25 protein-coding genes and 2 tRNA genes are annotated in these 21937 nt (G+C 64.0%); 15 read left to right on the top strand and 12 right to left on the bottom strand.

Annotated elements, in window-relative coordinates; all coding sequences use genetic code 11:
- Nucleotides 1-97: 97 nt before the first annotated feature.
- From ftsY to eda, 4 genes are all read right to left on the bottom strand, one after another.
- Nucleotides 98-1288 (bottom strand): signal recognition particle-docking protein FtsY, encoded by a 1191-nt coding sequence (gene ftsY / locus SVXhr_RS01500; RefSeq protein ID WP_275738862.1) that lies wholly within the window; start codon nucleotides 1286-1288, stop codon nucleotides 98-100.
- 3 nt (nucleotides 1289-1291) lie between these two features.
- A complete protein-coding gene (gene pfdA, locus SVXhr_RS01495) occupies nucleotides 1292-1762 on the bottom strand; it encodes a prefoldin subunit alpha (protein ID WP_275738860.1) in 471 nt (156 codons plus the stop codon).
- The gene (gene rpl18a / locus SVXhr_RS01490; protein WP_008525576.1) at nucleotides 1759-1932 is read right to left on the bottom strand and encodes a 50S ribosomal protein L18Ae; all 174 of its coding nucleotides are present in this window, start codon (nucleotides 1930-1932) and stop codon (nucleotides 1759-1761) included. The genes pfdA and rpl18a overlap by 4 nt, the downstream gene beginning before the upstream one ends.
- A 94-nt stretch (nucleotides 1933-2026) precedes the next feature.
- Nucleotides 2027-2668 carry a bifunctional 4-hydroxy-2-oxoglutarate aldolase/2-dehydro-3-deoxy-phosphogluconate aldolase gene (gene eda / locus SVXhr_RS01485; protein ID WP_275738854.1) on the bottom strand — a complete coding sequence of 214 codons (642 nt, stop codon included), beginning with the start codon at nucleotides 2666-2668 and terminating at the stop codon, nucleotides 2027-2029.
- A 431-nt stretch (nucleotides 2669-3099) separates the two neighbouring features.
- On the opposite strand from eda, the gene SVXhr_RS01480 reads away from it, so the two are divergent.
- From SVXhr_RS01480 to SVXhr_RS01465, 4 genes are all read left to right on the top strand, one after another.
- Nucleotides 3100-3606 (top strand): hypothetical protein, encoded by a 507-nt coding sequence (locus tag SVXhr_RS01480; RefSeq protein WP_015789082.1) that lies wholly within the window; start codon nucleotides 3100-3102, stop codon nucleotides 3604-3606.
- Nucleotides 3607-3729: 123 nt separating this feature from the next.
- Nucleotides 3730-4398, top strand: coding sequence for a twin-arginine translocation signal domain-containing protein (locus tag SVXhr_RS01475; protein ID WP_275738851.1), 669 nt, complete (start codon nucleotides 3730-3732; stop codon nucleotides 4396-4398).
- Nucleotides 4399-4448: 50 nt separating this feature from the next.
- Nucleotides 4449-5333 carry an aldo/keto reductase gene (locus tag SVXhr_RS01470; protein ID WP_275738849.1) on the top strand — a complete coding sequence of 295 codons (885 nt, stop codon included), beginning with the start codon at nucleotides 4449-4451 and terminating at the stop codon, nucleotides 5331-5333.
- A gap of 1 nt (nucleotide 5334) precedes the next feature.
- Nucleotides 5335-6051, top strand: coding sequence for a class I SAM-dependent methyltransferase (locus tag SVXhr_RS01465; RefSeq protein WP_275738847.1), 717 nt, complete (start codon nucleotides 5335-5337; stop codon nucleotides 6049-6051).
- An 11-nt stretch (nucleotides 6052-6062) separates the two neighbouring features.
- Here SVXhr_RS01465 and SVXhr_RS01460 read toward each other — a convergent pair whose 3' ends face one another.
- Nucleotides 6063-6476, bottom strand: a complete 414-nt coding sequence (locus tag SVXhr_RS01460; RefSeq protein ID WP_275738845.1) for an SRPBCC family protein — start codon at nucleotides 6474-6476, stop codon at nucleotides 6063-6065.
- Nucleotides 6477-6615: 139 nt separating this feature from the next.
- On the opposite strand from SVXhr_RS01460, the gene SVXhr_RS01455 reads away from it, so the two are divergent.
- The 3 genes from SVXhr_RS01455 (at nucleotide 6616) to SVXhr_RS01445 (ending at nucleotide 7971) form a co-directional block, all read left to right on the top strand.
- Entirely contained in the window at nucleotides 6616-7272 is a 657-nt protein-coding gene (locus tag SVXhr_RS01455; RefSeq protein ID WP_275740849.1) for a helix-turn-helix domain-containing protein, read from the top strand.
- A 71-nt stretch (nucleotides 7273-7343) separates the two neighbouring features.
- Entirely contained in the window at nucleotides 7344-7580 is a 237-nt protein-coding gene (locus tag SVXhr_RS01450; protein WP_275738843.1) for an antitoxin VapB family protein, read from the top strand.
- A gap of 1 nt (nucleotide 7581) precedes the next feature.
- Nucleotides 7582-7971: a type II toxin-antitoxin system VapC family toxin gene (locus SVXhr_RS01445; RefSeq protein ID WP_275738841.1), complete on the top strand. Its 390-nt coding sequence runs from the start codon at nucleotides 7582-7584 to the stop codon at nucleotides 7969-7971.
- Nucleotides 7972-8030: 59 nt separating this feature from the next.
- Here SVXhr_RS01445 and SVXhr_RS01440 read toward each other — a convergent pair whose 3' ends face one another.
- Nucleotides 8031-8846, bottom strand: a complete 816-nt coding sequence (locus SVXhr_RS01440; protein ID WP_275738839.1) for an inositol monophosphatase — start codon at nucleotides 8844-8846, stop codon at nucleotides 8031-8033.
- Between the two features lie 203 nt (nucleotides 8847-9049).
- Between SVXhr_RS01440 and SVXhr_RS01435 the strand changes: the two genes are divergently transcribed.
- Complete coding sequence (locus SVXhr_RS01435; RefSeq protein ID WP_275738837.1) at nucleotides 9050-10207, top strand: MFS transporter; 1158 nt, start codon at nucleotides 9050-9052, stop codon at nucleotides 10205-10207.
- 9 nt (nucleotides 10208-10216) lie between these two features.
- Here SVXhr_RS01435 and SVXhr_RS01430 read toward each other — a convergent pair whose 3' ends face one another.
- Both SVXhr_RS01430 and SVXhr_RS01425 read right to left on the bottom strand, forming a co-directional pair.
- The gene (locus SVXhr_RS01430) at nucleotides 10217-11338 is read right to left on the bottom strand and encodes a TrmB family transcriptional regulator (RefSeq protein ID WP_275738836.1); all 1122 of its coding nucleotides are present in this window, start codon (nucleotides 11336-11338) and stop codon (nucleotides 10217-10219) included.
- A 328-nt stretch (nucleotides 11339-11666) separates the two neighbouring features.
- Complete coding sequence (locus SVXhr_RS01425; protein ID WP_275738834.1) at nucleotides 11667-12566, bottom strand: hypothetical protein; 900 nt, start codon at nucleotides 12564-12566, stop codon at nucleotides 11667-11669.
- A 119-nt stretch (nucleotides 12567-12685) separates the two neighbouring features.
- Here SVXhr_RS01425 and serA point away from each other — a divergent pair, with 119 nt between their 5' ends.
- The gene (gene serA, locus SVXhr_RS01420; protein ID WP_275738832.1) at nucleotides 12686-14248 is read left to right on the top strand and encodes a phosphoglycerate dehydrogenase; all 1563 of its coding nucleotides are present in this window, start codon (nucleotides 12686-12688) and stop codon (nucleotides 14246-14248) included.
- Here serA and SVXhr_RS01415 read toward each other — a convergent pair.
- Nucleotides 14245-15510: a M48 family metallopeptidase gene (locus tag SVXhr_RS01415; RefSeq protein WP_275738830.1), complete on the bottom strand. Its 1266-nt coding sequence runs from the start codon at nucleotides 15508-15510 to the stop codon at nucleotides 14245-14247. The two genes, serA and SVXhr_RS01415, sit on opposite strands and share 4 nt — an antisense overlap.
- Before the next feature lie 148 nt (nucleotides 15511-15658).
- Between SVXhr_RS01415 and SVXhr_RS01410 the strand changes: the two genes are divergently transcribed.
- Nucleotides 15659-16189, top strand: a complete 531-nt coding sequence (locus SVXhr_RS01410; protein ID WP_275738828.1) for a DnaJ domain-containing protein — start codon at nucleotides 15659-15661, stop codon at nucleotides 16187-16189.
- A 362-nt stretch (nucleotides 16190-16551) separates the two neighbouring features.
- Here SVXhr_RS01410 and SVXhr_RS01405 read toward each other — a convergent pair.
- Nucleotides 16552-16622: transfer RNA gene (locus tag SVXhr_RS01405), tRNA-Gly, on the bottom strand.
- Between the two features lie 278 nt (nucleotides 16623-16900).
- On the opposite strand from SVXhr_RS01405, the gene SVXhr_RS01400 reads away from it, so the two are divergent.
- The 5 genes from SVXhr_RS01400 to SVXhr_RS01380 all read left to right on the top strand — a co-directional run bounded on the left by SVXhr_RS01400 (nucleotide 16901) and on the right by SVXhr_RS01380 (nucleotide 20504).
- Nucleotides 16901-17728 (top strand): NAD+ synthase, encoded by an 828-nt coding sequence (locus tag SVXhr_RS01400; RefSeq protein WP_275738826.1) that lies wholly within the window; start codon nucleotides 16901-16903, stop codon nucleotides 17726-17728.
- A 102-nt stretch (nucleotides 17729-17830) separates the two neighbouring features.
- Nucleotides 17831-18520, top strand: a complete 690-nt coding sequence (locus tag SVXhr_RS01395) for a hypothetical protein (protein WP_275738824.1) — start codon at nucleotides 17831-17833, stop codon at nucleotides 18518-18520.
- A 45-nt stretch (nucleotides 18521-18565) separates the two neighbouring features.
- A tRNA-Thr gene (locus SVXhr_RS01390) sits at nucleotides 18566-18637 on the top strand.
- A 247-nt stretch (nucleotides 18638-18884) separates the two neighbouring features.
- On the top strand, nucleotides 18885-19526 hold the full coding sequence (locus SVXhr_RS01385; RefSeq protein ID WP_275738821.1) for a cyclase family protein: 642 nt from the start codon (nucleotides 18885-18887) through the stop codon (nucleotides 19524-19526).
- A 72-nt stretch (nucleotides 19527-19598) separates the two neighbouring features.
- Nucleotides 19599-20504 carry a hypothetical protein gene (locus SVXhr_RS01380; protein WP_275738819.1) on the top strand — a complete coding sequence of 302 codons (906 nt, stop codon included), beginning with the start codon at nucleotides 19599-19601 and terminating at the stop codon, nucleotides 20502-20504.
- A 16-nt stretch (nucleotides 20505-20520) separates the two neighbouring features.
- Here the strand turns inward: SVXhr_RS01380 and SVXhr_RS01375 are convergent, their stop codons facing one another.
- Nucleotides 20521-21282, bottom strand: coding sequence for a hypothetical protein (locus tag SVXhr_RS01375; protein WP_275738817.1), 762 nt, complete (start codon nucleotides 21280-21282; stop codon nucleotides 20521-20523).
- Entirely contained in the window at nucleotides 21279-21872 is a 594-nt protein-coding gene (locus SVXhr_RS01370; protein ID WP_275738815.1) for a LemA family protein, read from the bottom strand. Before SVXhr_RS01370 ends, SVXhr_RS01375 begins: the two co-directional genes overlap by 4 nt.
- Nucleotides 21873-21937 lie beyond the last annotated feature (65 nt).

Here is a 21937-nt window from a genome sequence, read left to right as displayed (position 1 = left end):
ATCGTGATTGACACGGCAGCACGTGTCAATGCTCATGGGAAGAGGCGAGGCGTGCCGACAGCTACGACACGGACAGGGGTGGTTGTCGGGGAGACGCTCACTCGCCGAGCGTCAGTTGATCGACGACCTCCTCGGGGTCGAACCGTTCGAGGTGATCGTAGCCCTGGCCGGTGCCGAGAAAGAGAATCGGCTTGCCCGTGACGTGGGCGATCGAGATCGCCGCGCCGCCCTGCGGATCGGCGTCAGCCTTGGTGAGAATCGTGCCGTCGATCTCGGCGGCGTCGTTGAATTCAGTCGCGCGAGTGACGGCGTCCTGGCCGGCGACGGCCTCGTCGACGAACAGCGTCATGTCCGGCTCGATGATGCGCTCGATCTTCGAGAGTTGATCCATCAACCCTTCGCTGGTGTGGAGTCGCCCCGCCGTGTCGCCCAGCACGACGTCGACGTCGTTGGCTTCAGCGTACTCGACGGCATCGTAGATGACTGCCGTCGGGTCGCCGCCCTGTTCGTGAGAAATGTAGGGGACGTCCAGCGTGTCGGCGTGCTCGCCGAGTTGCTGGTTCGCGCCGGCCCGGTAGGTATCGCCGTTGGCCAGCACCGACGAGTAGCCACGCTCCTCGAGATACTGGGCAAGCTTGGCGATCGTCGTGGTCTTCCCAACGCCGTTGACGCCCGTGAAGACGATCACGACCGGCTTCTCGGCCGAAGCGATGCGCTCCTCGAAATCGAACTGCCCGACGCTGATGACGTCGTACAGGGCCTCACGGAGGGAATCCTGGACGAGGTTGCCCGTGCTCTGGAGACGCCGGCGCGTCTCGCCGACGAGGTTCGCCTCGACGCCGTCGAGGATCTCGCCCGCGACGCTCATCTCGACGTCACTGCTCAACAACGTGAGTTCGAGATCATCGAGATGGTCCTGCAGGTCGTCCTCGTCGATGACGGTCTTACCGGTCGCAAAGAGTTTCGCCCGCTCGGCGACGCCACGGTCGGGTTCCGCCGCGTCCTCGGTGGACGCGTCCGGTTCGGCAGACGTCTCAGTAGCGGCTGTGCCGTCTGCTGGCTGCGTGTCGTCCGTCGATTCAGCGTCTGCATCGGATTCGCTGGATGCGTCGCTCTCTGCCGCGGATTGGGTGACATCTCCCGCAGACCCACCCTCACCCGGGGCCTCAGCGTCGGCCCCGCTGTCATCGATATCGTCGGCCTCACCTTCTTCGACGGCGTCGGCGTCGACGTCTTCTTCGACGTCGTCGCTGAAGCGGCCGAGCTTCTCGCGCAGTCCGTCGAACATCGCCTACTCTTCGCCGCCTTCCTGCTGTTGCATCTGCTGCATCTGCTGTTGCATCTGCTGCTGTTGCATCTGCTGGGCCTGCTGTTCGAGCTGTTGGCTCTCCTCTTCGAGCTCCGAAATTTCCTCGGAGAGCTGCTCGATCTGGTCGTCGATGGCCGCTTTCTTTCGTTCGAGGGTGTCGGTCGCGTCGTCCTGTCCCTGCTCGGCCGCGTAATCGGCACCGAGGCTCACGGTGATCTCGTCCATATCGAGGACTTCCGCGCGGACGTAGGCGTCGCCGCCGAGGGGAACCTGGACGGTCGAGCCCGTTTCGAGGGTCTCGATGGCGTCGATCGCCTCGTCGATCTCGGTCTGCTTGGTGCGGAGGTCCTGGACTTCCGCTTCGAGTTCCTCGCGTTCCTCGTCGATCGCTTCGATCGCCTGGGCGATCTCCTGGAGTTGCTGCTGACCGCCGCCGCCACCACCGAGACTCATGCGTCTACCCCCTCGATCTCGATCTGAGAGCGTTTGAGCCCGTGCTGGGAGCCAAACTCCGCAAGGGTGTGCTCCTCGGCGACGTTCTCGTTCGGTGCTTCGATCTCCGTCTCGAACGATTGCCAGCCGTCACGGGCCTGAAACGTCCCGGTGACTGTGTATTCGCTCATGTTCGCTAAAAGGGAGGGCGACGGGGAAGTATCTTCTCATCGAATGTTCGAGCGACGATCGATACTCCCCCGGCTACGGTGCCCGAAAACGCCGCTAGTCGCGGGCGTCCTCGACCGCCGCGACGAATTCGGCGGCATGCGCTTCGACGGCCTCGAAGTCGCCACGCTCGATCGCGTCGTAATCGATGATTGCGCTCCCCGCGCCGACGACGGTCGCGCCCGCATCGAAAAAGTCCGCGACGTTGTCCGGTCCGACGCCGCCGGTCGGCATCAACGGCAGGTCACCGAGCGGGGCCTGGATCGCACTGAGATGACCCGGGCCGACGGTCGCGGCCGGGAACACCTTGATCAGGTCCGCCCCGGCTTCGGCGGCCCGCAGCGCCTCGGTCGGGGTCATCACGCCCGGCGCGACCAGCGTATCGTAGCGGTTGGCCGTCTCGATGACGTCTTCTTCGAGTGTGGGGCCGACGACGAATTCCGCGCCGGCCTCGATTGCCGACCGAGCCGCGGCAGCGTCGAGCACCGACCCGGCACCCACGACCGCGTCCTCGCCGTCGAACGTCTCGACGACGTCCCCGACCAATTCGCTCGCGTTGCGCGCGTCGACGGTGACTTCGAAGGCAGTCACGCCGCCCCGATGCAGGGCCTCGACGGTGTCTACCATCGCGTCGGCGTCGATGTTCCGAAGCACCGCGACGACGCCGCTGTCGACGAATTGCTGTTCGATATCGCTCATGCTCGCGAATCCGAATCGCGCCGTGAAAAGCGTCCCGACTGGTCGGTGAGGGGGATGGTGCAGCCGACTCCGGCCGGTAGTGTTTACTTTAGCAGGAATCGCTTCCAACAGCCAGAAAGCCCCCGCGCTCTCAGCTGCCGCGACTCGCTGCGCTCCGGTAGGTGCTTGCGTCGTCGGGGCTCGCTGAGAGCGCGGCCCCTTTCAGTCCCGCCCATGCTGGCTGACCAACCGGCCTTGGGTGGGACTGAAAGGGGCGAGTGGCACCGGGAAGACGGGCGAAGTAAGCACCGCAACGCAGTGAGGAGCGCAGCGAGGCCCTCGACCGGAGCCACTCGGGGCTTTCTGGCTGTTCTCAACCGGGACTCGATTAACTAAACACCGCCCTCCGGCCCGACACCAACCATTTGCATGACTGGGTCGTATGTCCACGCATGGCACTCGAGGACGTCTTCGAAAATCTCCCGGACCCCGGATCGTACTCGTTCCCGGACTACGCGATCCCACAGGGTGATCCCGTGATGCCGGTCGCGCTCACCGACGACGAACTGCACGCGTTGCTCGATCTCTACGAGACCTTCGCAGCGGTCGATCCGACGGGCCTCGACTCGAACCCCTTCCTTGCGAACACGACCGAGTTCCTCCAGCAGACCTTCGGCGCACCCGCCTACCGGCCGGACGAACAGCTCAACGACGACATCGCCGGGATGCTCAACGACTTCGCCGAGGACCTCGGCGGCGGGGAGTTGGGTGTCGTCGATGCCAGCCCGAAACACCACCAGACGCTTTACTTCTTCCTGGTGAGCGCGAAGGGGTATCACATGGCCCCCCACATCCAGTTCGACCCCGATCCGGCCGCGGTCGAGACGCTCTATCGCCTCTACCAGCGCGTCACTGAGCAGGACTACTATCTGAAGCGCCCCTCGACGATTCTTGAGTAAAACAGGCGAATCCGGGCCGATAGAAGCTGAGGACGGCTCCGGCCGGACGATGACAGGCCGTTGCAAGGCCTGATACGGTCGTGATATAAATTCTTAACAAGAAGACAGCACAACCCGGAGACAATGCAGGTTTCCCGTCGTGACCTCCTCCAGACTGCCGCCGTCGGTGGGCTTCTCGGCGTCGCCGGGTGTGAGCAACCGTTCGGTAGTTCCGTCCGCACGCCAGCCGTTTCAGTGGTGGATACAACCGTCCCCGCTGAAATACAGGACTCCTTCGATTTGACCGTCGACATTGTCGAATCGTTCTCGGCCGATCAGCCCGCGCGGATACGGGTCGAAGTACAACATTCAGCGTCGACAGACGCACCGCGGCAGATCGCGTTCGGAGGAACTTTGCCGTTCAGCAACTACGTCGGCGGTCGAGTCGACACGGACGACATGCTGGTGGCGATCCCCAGAGGCACCGACCGTATCGAGAAGACCGGACGGACGACCCCTGTCGAAGAGTGGGTGCCCAAGAAGCCGACCGACGGGTGCTGGCGCGCGCCGGCGGTCCCGGGAAGTGACGAAACGGACTTGGCCGTCATCCAGCTTTCACCGGGCGAGTCGGTCGCCGAGCTTTACACGCTGCTGGGATTCGGACAGGAAGCCTGTCTTCCGGCCGGAACCTACGAGTTTGCGAGTACCGAACCATACAGGGTCGTTCAGGTCGCTGGGCCTGACGAAGAATGGGAAAACATCGGCAAGGAGAAATCGGGATTCGGATTCACGCTCGAACTCGCAGACTCCTAACTCGAAGGGCCGTCAGGTGACTTATGGTCCGCACGCGAGTACGGTCACGTATGCAAACCCGTCCGCTCGGCACGACCGGTCAGGACTCAAGCGTCGTCACCTTCGGCGCGATCGCGCTGAACTGGCTCGAACAGGAGGGGGCCGACCAGCTGGTCGAACTCGTCCTCGATCACGGCGTGAATCACTTCGACGTCGCGCCGACCTACGGCGACGCCGAGCTCAAGCTCGGCCCGAAGCTCAGAGAGTATCGTGAGGAGATCTTCCTCGGCTGTAAGACCCAGGAACGCTCCTACGAGGGGGCCTGGGAGAAACTCGAACGATCGCTGGATCGCCTCGGCGTCGACACGATCGACCTCTATCAGGTCCACGGCCTCGAATACGAGGACGAACTCGACGAAATCACGGCCGACGACGGGGCACTCGCGGCGTTCCGCGAGGCCAAAGACGAGGGGCTCATCGAGCACATCGGCCTGACGAGCCACGGCGATCCGGGCCTCATCCTCGACGCGCTCGATCGGATCGACGACCTCGCGACGGTGATGTTCCCGCTGAACCCCGTCGTCGACGCGAAGGACGACGAGGAGTACGACTACCAGGCCGTCCTCGATCGCGCCGACCGCGAGGACGTCGGCACGCTGGCGATCAAGGCCTTCGCCGGCGGCTCGTGGCCCCCGACCGCGGAGTTGCCCGAGCATCGCCGACCCTACGCCAACTGGTACGAGCCGGTGGACACGCCGGAGGCGATTCGCGATCGGCTGAACTACACGCTTTCCCAGGGCGTCACCAGCGTCGTCAGCCCCGGCGATCCCAAGCTCGTGCAGATGGTTCTGGATGCGGGCGACCGCTTCGCGGAGCTCGACGCCGCGGCCCAGCGCGCCGTTCGCGAGGACGCCCGTCACGACGGGAGTCCGGTGCCGGAACAACTCCATCACTAGCATGGAGGTTCCCGAGACCGTCACCGCGGCGCTCGCCGATCGCCCTGTCGATGGCGCGCACTGCCTGGAAGCCGGCGCTGGCGCGGGCAACGCGACCGCCGGACTCATCGACGCGGGCGCAGCCCAGGTCGTCGCGGTGACCAACGAGCGCGAGCACGCCGAGACGGTCCGTGAGCGAGTATGCCAGGAGTATCCGGATCGGGTTCGCGTGCTCGAAGCCGACCTTCGCGAGATTCCACTCCCCGACGATTCGGTCGAGGTCGTCACTGCCCACGCGCTGTGCAACGTCGTTCCGCCGGCGGCACTCGAAAATATCGCCGCCGAGGTGACACGCGTCGCGGCCCCGGGTGCGCACCTGCTCGTCGACGACTACGCACCGCTGCCGGGCGAAGCGGCGATGGCCGATCTCTTCGCCGTCGAGAACGCGGCCGCCGAACTCGCCGTTGGCCGGTCGGCGTTGACGTTCTATCCGGCCCGCGTCCTTCAGGGCGTGTTCGAAACACACGGCTGGACGCACGATCGGACGAAATCCGTGCTCGATCCGGTCCCGTGGACCGAATCACACGTTTCTGCCCACGCTGACGCTGCTCAGGAGTTCGCCGACGATGCTGGCACAGCGGGAAATCTGCTAGCTGAACGGGCCGAGGACATCGCGACAACGGTCGGATCGGAGTCGACGGGCGAGATGTACAGCCTCGCGATGCGATTGCCGGGGTAGTCGGCTGTCGGTTAGGTTCCAGTCGCGACCCGGCCGAGATACGCCAGTTGATCCTCGAGTTCCTTGGTCCGCTGGCGCTTGATCAGGGTCGCGTCGAGGGCCGCCCCGATGACGCCGCCGAGTTCGAACTGTGTCTGTGCGGTGATCGTCGTCTCGCCGTCCGCACCGTCGAGACGATAGGTGGTCGTCATCTCGTCGAACATGCCCTCGAGCTGCTCGTAGGTCAGCGCGTCGTCGCTGTCGACGATTTCGAGGGTCAACTGGAGTTCCGCGAGTCCGATCGCACGCTCGACCGTCACACGGTCGCCCTCGACGGTGACGTCGTCGAATCCCGCAGCGTCCATGAACGCCCCCATATCCTCGAATCCTGCCCGGATCGACTCGGGATCGGCCGCCACGTCCCGCGAGACAGTGACCTCTTGCATGGTCACCACAGGGACCCCCGGCGGCGTCAATCTGTCGTCGAACACGTTCGGCCCTGCGGCGGGTGAACCCAACTGGCAGCCGCCGCTGTCGAACATGTTCGGAACAATTACCCTGGTTCGGCCCGAACACGTTCAAGACATGGTACATGCGACGCTGACGCTGTCGATCCCCCGGCGGATCTGGATCGGCGCGCTCTCGCAGGATCATCCCGAGTCGTGCATTCGCGTCCTCTCGGCGTTCCCGAAGGGCGAGGAATCGGGCGTTGGACTGGTCGAAGTCGACGGCCCGGACGTGCCGGCGGTCGTCCGTGCGATCGACGAGGAGGAGACCGTCACCGATCTGGCGGTGCTGGGCCGACACGAAGACACTGCTCTGGTGCAATTCGAGACCACCGATCCACTCCTGCTGTTCCCGATCATCGGCTCCGGGATCCCGCTGGAACTCCCCTTCGACATCCGCGATGGGGAGGCGCGCTGGGAACTGACGGCCTCCCAGGACCGCCTCTCGGAACTCGGCGAGCAACTGGAGACGCTTGGCATCTCCTTCACCGTCGAGCAGTTGCGCCAGCACGTCGAACCCGAGCAGGTGCTGACCGATCGACAGACGACGCTGGTCCAGGCGGCGATCGAGCGTGGGTACTACGACACCCCGCGGGAGTGTACGCTGACCGAACTCGCCGACGCGCAGGACATGGCCAAATCGACCTGTAGCGAGACGCTCCACCGCGCCGAGGAGAAGATCGTCAAGGGCTTCTTCGAGGACGAACCGACCGCGAGCGCCCGGCGAAGGATCTAAACGGCTGAAGCAAACGAAGCGAACGACGGTCGGAGAAAAGCCTTTGTGAGTCTGCATACAACTGTATGCACATGTCCAAAAGCATCCGCCTCTCGGAGGAGGCCTACGAGCGCCTCGCCGCGCACAAACGCGAGGAAGAGACCTTCTCCGAGGTGGTCCTCCGGCTGGCCGGCGAGCGGTCGCTCCTGGATCTTGCGGGGATCCTGAGCGACGACGAAGCCGACACCCTCCGAGATGCCGTCGCGGAGCGCCGCGAACGGCGGAGCGACGAACTCGAGGGGATCGCCGACCGAATGGACGGGGTCTGACGTGCTCCTCGATACGTCGTTTCTCATCGATCTGATGAACGGCGACGACGCGGCCGTCGAAAAAGCCCGCGAGTTAGAACGGGATCTCGTCCAACAGCGGCTCTCGTCGATGACGCTGTTCGAACTATACTACGGGATCGCTCGCGCGGCCGATTCCGAGACCGAGCGCGAGACGGTCGAAACCGTCCTCGACTCCAAGCCGATCTATCCCGCCGACGCCGCAGTCATGCGAAAGGCCGGGCAACTCTCGGGCGAGCTACAGAACGACGGCACACCGGTCGGAGACGGTGACGTGATCATCGCCGCCACTGCCGAGGTCGTCGAGGAACCCGTGCTCACTCGAAACGCCGAGGACTTCGAACGACTCGGCGTCGAAATAGAGACGTACTGAGCAAGCCCGAGCCGACAGAGAGCGACGTAGTACTGATCGTTGGCGTCCGAGCGCGTCTGCTACTCCCGATCGAGACGCCCCCGAAGCGCCGCCAGGACGTCGTCGTGAATCTCGCCGTTCGTCGCGACCAGCGAGTCGCTGTCGTGTCGCCACCGATTTCCAGCGAGATCGGTCACGCGGCCGCCGCCGGCCCGGACCATGTGCGCGCCGGCGACGGTGTCCCAGGCGGTCATGTGGACGGTCGAGATCGCGGCGTCGATCTCGCCACAGGCCACCATCGCCATGGAAGTCTGGCCACTGCCCAGTCGCCGGAGATCGCCGAGTTCGTGGTGGATGTAACTCGTCACGTCGTCGTAGTCGTCCCGGTCGCGGTCCTTTAGCCCAAAGATCGGGGCGACGATCAGCGACGAGGGGTCCGTCCGGTCGCTGACGGCACACTCGACGCCGTTCCGTTCGACGGCACCAAGACCCGCCGCGTACGTATCGCCGACCGCCGGCAACACCGTCGCGGCGGCGACCGATTCGCCGTCGTGTGTGCGTGCCAGGCTAACGCTCCAGAGGCGATTGTCCCGGACGAAATTGTTGGTGCCGTCGATCGGATCGATGATCCAGGCCGGCCCGGATTCGGGAACGGTCTTTTCGGCGTCGTTCTCCTCGCCGACGATCGCCGCGTCCGGATCGCGATCGGCCAAGACCCCGATGATCCGTTCCTGGGCCTCCTGGTCGGCCTTCGAGACCGGGTCCATCCGGTCGCGCTTGAAGTCGTTGCCGATCCCCTCCCGGAAGTACTCACAGGCGATCTCGGCCCCGGACTCGGCTGCCTCCCGGGCGATCGAACGCCACTCGGCGGCCGTCTCCTCATCGATCTCGTTCACAGTATCACTCGGTGGATTCGAACCGAGGGGCCGCCGAAACTTGAGTGGTCGGGACCGCCGGGGACCCGTTCGCGACCCGTGGCTCGCCGGGCCGGCCGACGGGTTGCCCCGCTGTCGACAGCACCGACGAGTGCTGGGCCACTGTGACCGAAAAGATCCCTTCGAATGGTGAAATTTTTCACCGCTTGTTCTAATAAGCCGGTGTGAACAATCGCCGACGCTGGACGCTCGCGATCTTCACGTTCGTGGTCGGTGATGCGATCGCCCTCCAGATGCGGGGGGCAATCTTGCCCCGGGTCGCGGCGGAGTTCGACGTCTCTGAAGGGGTTCTGGGACTGGTCGCGCCGGCTGGCACGCTTGGGTTTTTGCTGGCCGTGCTGGCGGTCGGACTGGCTGCCGGGCATCTGCCCGTCCGGCGGACGATGCTCGGCGGGCTGGGCGTGGCGGTCGTCGCGCTCCTGTCGATGGCGGTCGCGCCGATCTACGGCCTCTTTCTCGGATTGCTGTTGATCCAGGGGACGGCCGACGGCGTCGGTCGCGCGCTCGATCGCCCAGCGCTGAGTCACCTCTATCCCGACCAGCGTGGCCGGACGTTCAACCTCTACGCGATGGCGTGGGCGGTCGGCGGGGCGAGTGCGCCGGTGCTGGCAAACGCCGTCGTCGCCGTTGGGAACTGGCGATACGTCTTTCCCATCGTGGCCCTGCTGTTCGTCGTTCCGATCCTGTTGTTGGTCCGCGCCGACGACCTCGAATCCGCGGCCAACGAGCAAGAGCTGACGGTCGCCCGACTTCGGGCGGTGCTTGACAACCCCGCTATCCTCGGCATGGCTGTGGCCCTGGTTTTCAGCGGCGGCATCGAGGGGAGCATCTTCACCTGGTTGCCGTACTTCGCGGGCGACCGAATGACGGACGCGCAGGCGAATCTTCTCCTCTCCGGCTTCCTGTTCGTGTATATTCCAGCCCGAGGAGTGTACGGACTGGTAATCGAACGCTTTGACTATCTCGTGGTGACGTTCGTCCTCGCGGTGGGCGCGGCACCGCTCGTCTACCTGGCGTTTACGACGACTAGCGTCGCAATGTTCGTTGCGGCGATCCTCGCGACGGGGATACTCGTAAGTAGCTTCTTCCCGACGCTTTCGGCCTTCGGCGTCGACGAACACCCGGCCTACAGCGGACCGATCAGCGCCATCGCGACCGGTGGAAACTACCTCGGAATATCGCTGTTCCCGGCGATAATCGGGGTGGTGAGTGGCTACATCGGTCTCGGAACGGCACTTAGTCTCCTGGCCGGGGCATTCGTCGTCCTCGGAGCGATCATCGCGATCACTGCCTGGACGACGCGGCGTTCCCCGACTCCCTGAGAGACCGGGTCACGCCTGGGGAGTCGGCGGGGCCGATGTCGGCAAGCAGTGGTCATCCGTCACCGACAGCGAGATATCGTCGATCTCGATGCGGTGGACCTCCATATCCTCGTAGACAGCCCCCCAGCTCCCGATCGCATAGGTCTCGGCACCGATGTCCAACAGGACGGAAAGCGAGCCCGACAGCTGTTCGAGCGTCGGTGGCTCACTGGTCCGAAAGTCATCCGTATAGGAGATATCGACGACGCACCCGGAGATAGTCCGAAGTTTGCGCTCGGCATTATCGTAGCCGATAGCCGTGATCGAAACGTCGAGCCCACCGTCGAGCAGGACCGCGAAGTCACGGACGAAGCCTTCGAGCGTGACGTAGGTCCACCCGCTGGTGGTGTCGACGTACGCTCGATCGTTGAGCGCCCAGTTGCAGGTGTAGAAGTACCAGTGGAAGATGAAGGATAGCGTCTCGTCTTCGACCAGGAGTCCGTGCTGATCAGTGGCGCTGGCGTCCGGTGTGAAGAAACAGCGACCGCGATCGACGACGGCCAGGAACGGACCAGGGATGTACGACAGTCGGAGTTCGGAGACGGCTGTTTCGACGTCGTGGTGTGTCGCGAGTTCGTCGGTCTCCGGGTTGTCATAGAGCGTGACCCGAACGATGACGCCGTTGTCCTTGGCCGTCACCAGTGCTGAATGGAGGGTCTCGAACTGCTCGGGCGACAGCACCATCTCGATGAGGGTCTCGCTCTCCGCGATGGCTTCCTTTGCCCGCTCTAAGAGCGTCTCCTGATGTTTGACGACGCCACCGTTGTCATCGTACAGCCGGGGTTGTTCCCACCGGTCCTCGATATCGTCGGCCGCCTGCTGGAGCAACTGGCCGGTCGAACGGAGTTCATCGAGCACCACGTCCGGGTCCCGCGGCCGGACGTGCAGTTGATCGCGCTCGATCGTCTCGACGAATCCCTTCTGCTCTAGATCACGCAAGACTTTGTAAATCTGTGAGACGGGAACGGAGCAGTTTCGAGCGACCGTGACAGCCGGTGCCACCCCGAGATCCAGCACCGCGAGGTACGCATCCGACTGATACGACGTCAGCCCCGTGTTCTCCAGCGCGTCTCGAAGTTCCTCCGCATCCATGTCAATACGATTCAAAATCAGCCACTATAATCCTTTATCTCTCAGGCTGTCGCACGTTGACGTAATTTAATATTGAATATCATTTTTGGCCCACAATCAAACAGTCATGCAGGTGATCACAGCCTGAGTGGTAACCCGTATCAGTAGAGCGTGTACGATGGCGGTCACTCCAGGGGCAAGCATATCTTGATTCCGGTTGAGGAGTGGCTGCTGTCGACTCGTACGATCGAATTCGTCAGCAATTCGACCATGCCGGTGACCGTCGGATGGAGAGAAAACACCGGCCCGTCGACAGGCGGCCGATTCGACGGGGAAGATGGCCCTCGGCCTACTGAATTGCCAGCGCCGTGTCGATGTCCGCACCGTCGACGAGGTCGACCGCCCGTTCGGCGTGGTCGGTCATCTCGGCCCCGTTCTCAAGCAACACCGTCTCGCTGGGGAACAGACGCTCCCCGACGAGCAGGCCGTGATCTCTCGCTGTCGAGCCCGAGACGGTGATATAGACCCCCAGTCCGACCTCGGAAACGACGTCCTCCTCAGTCCGATCGCGACCGGGGTGGCAAAAGTCGATGCCCTCGATGGCGTCGGTCCCGAGGACCGCCGTCACGAGACGTTCGTACCGCGGCGAGATAGCGAGTTCGCCGGCGTAGTCGGCGACAAACTCCCGCGTGAGATCGGCGTCCTGGGTGTCTGCAACGGAGGGAGTTGCGAGCAGCGTGTGATACACCGTATCGCCGAGACCAGTGTGGACGCGGACGTCGGTATCCAGCGGGTCGATCCGCTCGTTCAACGCCGCCAGATCGGTGAGCGGTTCGGGGTCGAGGCGGACAACCTCCTCCAGAACGAGGTCGGCACTGTCGAAGCCGAGTGCGAACTCGTGTTTCCGGAGCGCCCGGAAGGGTTCCTCGCGGCCGACCAGTTCCAGATCGACCGTCTCCGTGGGAATCCGCACGCTGTCGAAGACGATCCGGCGGGGCATCCCCTGACGGTCGTCCCGCATCAGCGTGTATTCGGGGGCAGTCGGGTCCGTAGCGTCGCTGTAGCTCGAAAGGCGCTCGTAGACCGGCGCGTCGGGCTGTTGCTCCCCTTTGGCGATGGCCTTCTCGTAGCGCAGCGTCGAGATGATCTCGTCGGCCAGGCCCGTCCGGCCGGTCCGGCTCGCGATCCGTTCGAGGACCGCCTCCAGGGGCCGGCCCTTCCGGGGCACAGCCATCCGCACGCTCGTCATTGTCCGACGATGGGCGAGCGTGCCTAAAACGGGCGCGGTTTGGGGCCAGTGCCTCGGTCGGCACTGGAACGGAGAACGAACTCTAAAAGGTTAATGTGATGGGGAGATTCCCTCCTGGCATGAAGGTACTGGTCACGGACCCGATCGACGACGCCGGGCTGGCGCGCCTCCGGAGCGCCGGCCTCGACGTCGAGACCGACTTCGACATCGACACGGCGGGCGTCCTCAAGAAGATCGCGGACGTCGACGCCATGCTCATCCGCGGGACGGAGATCACCCGCGAAGTCTTCGAGAACGCGCCCAACCTCAAGATCGTCTCGCGGGCGGGCATCGGCGTCGACAACATCGACATCCCCGCGGCGACCGACCACGGCGTGATCGTTGCCAACGCGCCACGCGGGAACGTCTACGCCGCCGCCGAGCACACGATCGGCCTGGCGTTTACCGCCGCCAAACAGATCCCGCAGGCGCACATGCAGGTCGCCGGCGGCGGGTGGGACGGTGCGTCCTTCGACGGCCTCGAACTCGGCGACATGACCGCCGGGATCGTCGGACTGGGCCGGTTGGGCCAGGAGGTAGCCTGGCGGCTCGACAACCTCGGCATGGATCTGGTCGCCTACGACCCCTACCTCGGGGAAGCTCGCGCGCGCCAGATGGGGATCGAACTGGTCGAGCTCGACGAACTCCTCGAACGCGTCGACATGCTGTCGGTCCAGGCGCGGCTCACCGACGAGACCCGCGGGCTGATCGGCCCCGAGGAGATCGACCGCTTCGGCGGCGATCTGGTCGTGTTGACCTCGCGTGGCGGTATCGTCGACGAGCCGGCGCTCGCCGACGCCGTCGAATCCGGCGAGATCGCGGCCGCCGGCGTCGACGTCTTCTCGACGGAGCCGCCCGAGGACAACCCGCTGCTCGACGTCGACAACGTCGTGGTGACGCCCCACCTCGGCGCGAAGACCCACAACGCGCAGGTCAACGTCGCCGTCACGGCTGCCGACAGCATCATCTCGGCGCTGGAAGGCGATCTGGTCCAGAACGCGCTGAATCTCTCCTCGACGGACGCGAGTTCGGATCCCCGCACCCGGGGCTACGTCGACGTCGCCGAGACGGCAAGCAAGATCGCCCTCCGGCTGTTCGAGGGCCGCGTCGAGTCGATCGAGATCGAGTACGCGGGCGACCTCGCCGACGAGGACACCGATCTCGTCACCGCAGCCGTGTTCAACCCCTTCGGCTGGCAGGACGTCGTCGTGGACGCCCCGACCCGGATCGCCGAACAGCGCGGCATCCAGGTCGTCGAGAGCAAACGCCGCGAGACCGAAGACTACCAGAGTCTGGTGTCGATCACGGTCAGCGACGGGGACGACGAACTCACCGTCAGCGGCACGCTGTTCGGCGACAACGAGCCCCGACTGGTCGAGATCGACGGGTTCCGGGTCGATGCGACGCCCTATGGCCACATGCTCATCTCGCGTAACCGCGACGAGCCTGGCGTCATCGGCGCGCTCGGCAGCGTCTTCGGCGAGCACGGCATCAACATCGCGGGGATGGCAAACGCCCGCGAGTCGATCGACGGCGAGGCGATGTCGGTGTACAATCTCGACGAACCCGTCTCGCCGGACCTGCTCGAAGAACTCGAATCCGAACCCCGTGTCACGGGCGTAACGGCAATCGATCTGGACTAAGCCTCGGTTGTCGCCGATTCGTCGGCCAGCGACCGGATGTGACGGAGCCGTTTCGGAACGGGTGGGTGATCGTAGTGGAAGGTTTCATAGAGCGGGTGCGGGAACGGGTTCGAGAGGTTCTCACTCGTCAGATCGGCGAGTGCGTCGGCCATCGGCTCGGCCCCCATCACCTCGACGGCGAAGGCGTCGGCCTCGCGTTCGTGTGCCAGTGAGAGTCGGTTGGTGAGCGGCGCGGAGAGTTGGGAAACGGGCACGAGCCACAGCACGGCCAACACGAGGCCGGCGTAGACTGGCTGGCCGGCAATGCCGAACATCTCATAGAGCCACGTTGTCTCGACCAGCAGCGACGCACCGAATAGCAGCGCACCCATCCAGATGACGCTCGCGCCGAGTTGCTTCCAGATGTGCCCGCGGTCGTAGTGGGCGAGTTCGTGGGCGAGGACAGCCTGCACCGAGGGGATCGACAACTGCTCGATCAGGGTATCGAACAGCACAACCCGCTTGGTCCGGCCGAAGCCGATGAAATAGGCGTTTGCATGCGAGGAGCGGCGGCTGGCGTCCATCTCGTAGATGGCGTCGGTGTCGAAGCCCGCGCGATCGAAAACATCGGTCACCGCGTCGTGGAGATCGCCGGATTCGATCGGGTCGAAGTCGTTGAACAGCGGCGCGATCACGCGCGGGTACAGCACCTGCATGAGCAGAGCGAAGCCGACGAACAGCGCCCAGGCAGCGACCCACCACAGTCCGCCCAGGGCGTCGATGGCGATGAAGACCGCCGCGGCGAGGACGCCGACCAGTACGACCGTCACAGCCAGTGAGACGAGTTGATCCCGTGCGTACAGCTGTAGTGTCTGCTGGTTGAACCCGAACTGCTCCTCGATGACGAACGTCTCGACGACATCGAAGGGGAGGGTGAACGCCTGAAGTGCGAGAACGCTGCCCACGACGAGGGCGGTCCCACGAGCGAAGGCGGGCCAGCCAGTCGCCTCCAGGGCCGCGACGGCGTCGGCGTAGACGCCAGCGTACAGGACCACCAGGACGAAGACGAGCGTCATCCACGTCTGGAGTTGGCCCAACGCCGTGCCGAGCCGGTTGTACGCGAGTAATTCTTCGGGATCCTCGATCCCGAGACGCTCGGTCACGAGATCCGTTTCCTCGGCGACGGTCCGTTCGGCGTGTCGGACGTTCAACGCGGCAAGCGCGGTGAAAAAACCGGTCGTCCCGACCAGCAGCGTGACAAAGAGGGCGTGATAGACGAGCATACCCGTGGTTGGAGACGGGGGGCAAAAAGCCACTGGACACACCAGCGCCACTAGTCACGCCGGTCCAGTTGGCCCGGGGGTGTAACCCCATCCCACGCAATTTGCCGGGGAACGAGAGCCTTACCTGGGGACGGCCTAACGTGGAGTCGTGCAACGCTCGCGGTTCATCATCGCCCTCGCCGCGGCGTTCGGTGCGATGACGGTTGCTCTCGCAATCGCGGGAGCACTGTATAACCTCGCCATCCTCGCTCCCGCTGCCGTGTTCGGCGCGGTGACGTACCTCCTCTGGATGCACGGAACCGGCCGACTGGCCGCCCGCGTCTACCGCCGAGTTGAACGACAAGCGGCGGCCAATGGCGGCCCGTCCGGCCCATCGAGCGCAGCAGGGGCTCGGAAACGGGAGTCGGCCGGTCGAGAACGGCGAGATCGACGCACCGAGAGCTGGCGGACGACTGACCGCCGGCGAGGCACGAGCGCGACGCGTCCGGATCGCTCGGATTTTGAGGGCATGTCTCGACGGGAAGCTTCCCGCGTCCTCGGTGTCGAAGCAGGGGCCGATCAGGAGACGATCAAGCAAGCGTACCGCGAGCGCGTCAAGGACGTCCACCCTGACGCTGCCGACGGCGATACGCAAGCGTTCAAGCGCGTCCGGACCGCCTACGAGCGCCTCGAAGAGTGAGTGGAGCCATACAGATTCAATTCCCTCTTTTGCGATTTCACTGCTCACTGTCGTTCGCAGATGAAATGCGCCGGCCGGGAGTTCGCCGAGCATGGCGAGGCGAACGTCGATAGACGAACAAAGTGAGTCTATCGGAAGTGAGCAAACGCGAAGCGTTTGCGAACCACGGGCGGCGTCCCGCCGAGCACACGAGGCGGGACTCGGGAGCTGTGCTCCCGGCGCATCGAATGACGACTGAAAGGAGGAATGAGATGCGCCGGCCGGGAATTGAACCCGATGGCAAATCCTCGCTACCGCTCGGATTTGCGTGATTCAATTCCCTCAAAACGCACTTGCGGCTCACGGGTTGTTCGCCGCAAAAGTGCGCCGGCCGGGAATTGAACCCGGGCTATGAGCTTGGGAAGCTCATGTCCTACCACTAGACCACCGGCGCGCTCGTCACTGCGTTCCTCGCGCGCCGAGGCTCGCAAATCCGAAGGATTTGCTCACCACCGGCGCTCCACTCGATTCGCTCGTTCGCGTCGGGCATCGACGGACCTCTCCCGTCGACACCCAGGCGCGAACTGCCTTCGATTTCCATATCCCCGTGATCACACTTGAACATAGCGCTTCGTCGTCGTGTGCCGACTCGGCGTCGAAGACGCCACGCTCGTCCAGCAATATCGCGTCGAAGAGTGACTATTAGTTCCTGGAATCCCAACAGCTTCGTATATGTCAGAAACTGAGTCGATCGCGAAGGGAGATTCGCCACTCGACCTCTCGCTGTCGACCGCAGAACTGGAGACACACCGCGAGCACATCACGGACTTCATCGCGGACCAACTCGATGCCGCTGGGGTCGATCGGGCAGTGCTAGGCCTCTCCGGTGGCGTCGATAGTTCGCTTGTCGCCCATCTCGCTGTCGAGGCTATCGGAGCCGAGAACCTCCACGGGCTGGTCATGCCGAGTTCGGTCAACGACGAGGCGACGATGAGCGACGCCGAGCGCGTGGCGATGGACCTGGGTATCGAATACGACGTCATCGAGATCAACCCGATCGTCGACACATTCCTCGACGCCTATCCGGAAGCCGAAGGCGAGAAGATGGCAGTCGGGAACGTTCGCGTCCGTGCGCGTGCAGTACTAAATTACCTCGTCGCCAACACCGAGAACGCACTGGTGCTGGGGACGGGCAACCGCACCGAGTCGTTGACGGGCTACTTCACGAAGTACGGCGACGGGGCCGTCGACTGCCATCCGATCGCGAACCTCTACAAACAGCAGGTCCGCCAGCTGGCCCGCCACGTCGGCGTCCCCGAGGAGATAGCCGAGCGCACGCCGACCGCCGGCATGTGGGTCGACCAGACCGACGAGGCGGAACTCGGCGTCGAGTACGACACGCTCGATTCGATTCTCGCACTGGCAATCGAGGGCGAAGTCGGCGTGAGTGCAACGGCCCGGATCATTGGCGTCGACGAAGAAATCGTCGAGCGCGTCCGCACGCTCTACGAACAGAGCGGTCACAAACGGTCGGTGCCACCGGCCCCCGAGTCGTTGTAGAGACTACTGTCTGGGTGCAAGCGGACATCCAAGCGTTCCGATTGGGTTTATTAAGGGGGGCTTTCCAAAGGTCTTTGACTTTCCCTCCACTAGGTTTGCTTAATGCAGGAAGTCGCGGTGGTTCGCCGGGCCGCGAAGGAAGTCCTCGAGGGCGTCGAGCCCGAGCGGCTGCACGATCGAATCGTGTCACGCCTCGACCGAAGTTCGATGACGGCCGGCAGTCTTACAGTACGGTGTGCTCGGGCCGTTCTCGAACGGCGTGGGACCAGTGCGGCTCGTCCAGTGTTCGAGCGACCCGACGATCCGCTGGCGGATGCGATCGCCCGGCGCGCCGTCGGCGTCCAGTTGATCTACGAGGGGCTGGCACTGACCCGAACGCTGTCCCAGGACCCGCCGTGGCTCTCGGGTCGAAAAGAGGACGGTGATCTGGACGTGCTAATCGCCGACATTCTGGTCGCCAGGGGCTTTCATCTCCTGGCACGGACGGAAGCCGCCGACGAGGCTGTCGGTACCGTGCAGTCCTTTGGTCGAGATCAGACCGTCAGGCGTGAAACCGACGATCCCTCGCTGGATCACAACCTCGAAGCCGACGTCTACGAACTGGCGACCGTCGCCGGGACGACCGCGGTCGGCGGTCAGCCGTCGCCCTCGTTGCGTGAATACGCGGGTTCGCTCGCTCGGAAGGCCCGAACCAACGGCGACACGGCAGAGCCGGAATCCGAGCAACTGGCGAGACTCGTCGCCGTCGATTCGACTGCCAGCGATGGGGTTCGGACCTCGGCTGACCACTGAAAATCGAAACGCCTAAAGTCAACTCGAAGTAAGCACGTGATGCGTGCCTGGGTAGCTTAGCGGTAAAGCGCGTCCTTGGTAAGGACGAGACCCCGGATTCAAATTCCGGCCTAGGCTTTTTCCGAGCGATTGACCCCGGAGCGTCAGCGATGGGGTCCTAAGCGAGTGAAATGCCAAAGCGGAATTTGAATCCCTGCCAGTGGCACGCCCGCACAGCGACCGAAGGGAGCGAGCAGGAACCTCTGGCTCCGGTTCAAATTCCGGCCAGTCGTTCTAACGCAGGATCCGTCTTCAAGAAGGACTACACACGGAATGGGCCCTGTTATCCCCGCGGATTTACCACTGGTGACTTCCTCCCACCTTCATGCACGATCTCACGCAGCCGATCGAGACCGGGATGCAAACCTATCCCGGCGATCCAGCCGTCAACATCGAGTCCGTGGCCGAACATGACTCCGTGGGCTATCGGGAATCCAGGCTCACCTGCGGGACCCATACCGGGACGCACGTCGACGCCCCGGCACACACCGAACCGGATGGGAAGACTCTCGAGGAGTTCGACGTGGCGGCCTTCGAGCGCACTTGTCGTCGTGTGGACTGCCAGGATCTCGACGCCCGCGAGCCGATCCCTGCCGGCCGCATCCCGACGGTCGACTCCGACGTGGACTGTCTGGTCTTCTGGACCGGGTGGGACGAACACTGGAACACAGACCGGTATCTCGATCACCCCTATCTCTCGCCGGCGGCCGCCGAACGCTGTGCCGAACAGGGGCTGGCCGTCGGCGTCGATACGCTCAACCCCGATCCGACGCCGAGCGAGCGTTCCCGCGCGGACGAACCGGACGGGTTCCCGGCCCACCACGTGCTGCTGGGCTCGGAGCTGTTGCTCTTCGAGAACCTCACGAACCTCGGTGCCGTCAGCGACCGCTTCGAACTCCGGGCGTCCCCGATCCGGATCGACGGGGATGGCGCACCAGTTCGGGCGATCGGCGTCGATCGATCGTAACGAAACGTGCCGACGATACCGCGACCTTTTTGTCACTCGTTCGTGTCTGCGTTGAGTAATAGAGGGATCGAGGTGACCGACACAACTCTGTCGATCGTCGCCGTGGGGGACGTTTCCGACCGGGCTCTCGAATCGACGGCGGACGCCGTCCGGACCACACTCGACGTGACACCCGAGATCTCGTCGAGGAGGATCCCGAAGGACGAACTCGAGTCAGCCTATGATTCCAGCAGGGAGCGCTACGAAGCCGTCGAAGCCATAGAGGTCCTCTGGAATCGGATCCGGGCCGACCGATGGCTGGTCGTGACGTCAGTCGACCTGACGCACAGACGGAAAAACTACGTCTTCGGGCTCGCGCTAATCGACGACGGCAAGGCAGTGTTGTCGACGCATCGGCTCGGAGACGAAGACGACCCAGCGCTCACTGATCGCGTTCGCAAGGAGGCGATCAAGCAGGTCGGCCGGCTTTTCGGTGCCAGAGAGTGTGACACCGAGCAGTGTGTCTTCCGGGCAACGCCGACAGTAGGGCAACTCGACCGCAGCGGGACGGAACCCTGCCAGGAGTGTCGGACGCAACTCGAGAGCATCCAGGATCGCGAGCAGACGGCTCCCGACCGAGACAGAGACTCTGAGGTGAGCGCTCCGGACGCGGTTCCGGACGTCCCCTCTACGGCCGGAGGGCTAGACGACGGTACGGCGACCGAACGCAACCACGGTCGATCGTCACACGATTCCGGAGTTCTGGGGCACGAACTCGCGAGTATCGGTCGCTTCTGGGGGTCCGTACTCGGGTTCGGCATCTCGGTGGTGATCGGGTATTTCCTGCTGTCGACGGTCGGTGGGCTGTTGTTGGGCACTGTAGAGCTCACAGAACCCCTGCTGTTCGGCTCGGCGGTCGTGAACCTGGCGCTCGCCTGGGTGATATTCCGGCGGCTCAGAACCGTCCCCGGGCGGATTCTCGAACACGTCGGGCGGTAGCGTACGAGCGCCGCAGTCAGACGCCGAGAAAGACCTGTGCGATCCCCGTCAGCCAGAGGAACGCGGCCAGCGACACCGTCGAAACGGTCACGCCCATGAGGGCTTCCCGGGCGAGCGCGAACCGTCGTTCACGGAGCAGTTCGTCGAGATCCCGATCGGAGATGAAAAACACGTCGCCCCGATCGGTCAACACAAGCGGTTTCTCGTCATCCTCCTCGAGTCCGTCCGCCACGTCCGCAGTCCCGTACGCGTAGACGCTATCGCCCGGCTCCAGGTACGTCGCCTCGTACTGGCGGGTGTCGCCGCTTCTAATGTCCGGTATCTCCCAGGCCCGTTCGAACGATTCAAGCGGTTCACTCGCGCGTTCGTGGCTGTCTCGTTCGTGTTCCCACCGGCGACTGTCCGAGACGAGCAGGTCAATCTCCTCGTCACGAACGCGGATCGAGCCCGCTTCGGAGACGATGTCGAACGGCGCGAGTTCCCGGCGATCGACGTGCGTGTTAGACGTCCCGCTGCTGATATCTTCGACGCTGAGATCGAACGCGACACACTGTTCTGTGACATGCAGCGGGGAGAACGGGGACGAAACGGGTTCGACTCGACCGGAAACCGCTGTCGGCCCGACGGCGACGGAATCCAGCTGTGCCACCGGCGTCGTTCTCACGGCGGCGCTCACGCGATAGTGGTCCATCCCTTCGAGCAACGCGCCGATGCCCCACAACACGCCAAGTGCGGAGACGATAATCAGACCTGCGTAAAATACCAGCGCGAAGATCATGCGTCTTCGACGACGTCGAGACGCTCACGGATCGAGAAGTCGCCGGTCGCCTGTTCGCTCGCCTCGAAGGGTTCTCTCGGTTCGTACCCACGACGGGCGGCGACGTACCGCTCGGGTGACCGTTCGAGGTGCGCGTTGTAGCGCATGACCGCTTCGTTGTAATATTCCCGACGGTTTTCGAGGCGCTGTTCGATCTTCTGAAGGGAATCCCGGACGTCCTCGAACTTCTGGTCCGTGTGCAACTCGGGGTACTCCTCGCTGATCGTGTAGAACTCGGCAACGGACTCCCGTACGTTGACTTCGGCCTCGGCTTGCTCCGCCGGCGTGTTGGCCTCGATCGCGCTGTTTCGGGCCTCGATAACGTCCTCGAGGACGTCACGCTCCATGGACATGTATTCGCGGGCGATATCGACGAGATTCCCGACCTCGTCGTGTCTCCGCTGGAGTAACACCTCGACGTTGCTCCAGGCCCGTTCGCAGTCTTCCCGGGCCGCAACAAGCGTCAGTTCCATGCGTCGAAGATACCAGCCGACGGCAACGACCGAGAGGCCGGCCCCGAAGAGGACCACAACGAGTAGATAGATCGCCATGGGAGCGACGTCACTCGCTCCCGTAATAAATCGTACTGACTGAACCGTTTCTCGTTGATCGCTGT

The sequence above is a fragment of the Halorhabdus sp. SVX81 genome, assembly GCF_029207715.1.
GTDB lineage: Archaea > Halobacteriota > Halobacteria > Halobacteriales > Haloarculaceae > Halorhabdus.
Note: the sequence above shows the minus strand (reverse complement) of the source record. Positions and strands in the feature narration are given on the sequence as shown.